The organism is Phocaeicola faecicola, assembly GCF_013618865.1.
Classification (GTDB): Bacteria; Bacteroidota; Bacteroidia; order Bacteroidales; family Bacteroidaceae; genus Phocaeicola; species Phocaeicola faecicola.
Genome location: NZ_JABSOE010000168.1, coordinates 1 through 699, shown reverse-complemented (window position 1 = coordinate 699; position 699 = coordinate 1). Strand labels below are relative to the sequence as shown.

1 pseudogene is annotated in these 699 nt (G+C 44.8%); it reads right to left on the bottom strand.

From position 1 onward, the window contains the following. Positions 1–699 (bottom strand): annotated as a pseudogene (locus H3001_RS19190) (IS1380-like element IS612B family transposase); the annotation flags it as partial.

Sequence of the window (699 nt, the reverse complement as noted above, 5' to 3'; positions counted from 1 at the left end):
GTTTGCAATGCTTCTCTATCTCACTGACGATTTCCTTCGAGCAGGAACCGCAGTCTGCCCTGAAGCGATTTACACGGATGTTCTGGGATTCCAGAAGAGCGAAGAATCTCTTATGGGTGTCTGCCTGATGAAAACGCACATTCGTGTTACCATCGCTGTTCTCGATATAGACTATCTTGTCACCGATAACATATACGCCAGGCCTGTAGCCGAGGAACTTTTTGTAGGTCGGTTTTGCATCATACTTCTCCGTTTCAAGGAACTGATGGTCAAAGTCAACATCGTATTCCTCAATTTCCTTCAACTCGCCTGTAGAAACCAAAGCGTTTATAAGCAATGTGTTGAGTTTGTCTGCAGTATTGAAATCATAGGTCTTGCCTTGGTCGGAAGTATAGGAGATGTTTTCCTGTGTCAGTTCCTTGATGGCTCTGAGGATGGTATCAGAGCTGCATGTACGAAGGGTAGGATGATACGAGAGATGGCGCATCAGTTGTGACGTTACATCTTCCACGCATGAGCCGCCACAGAAATAAACGCTCATCAGCGAACGGACTATCTCGCTGAACTGATATCCGAAGATACTGCTGCATCTCTGACCCAGTGTTGAGTCGATAACGGGTGAAAGCATGGAGTCAAATTTCTCCATGATTGAAAAAATTCCTCCAAAAGGTGTGAGTTTTTCGAATTTTATTTGTACCT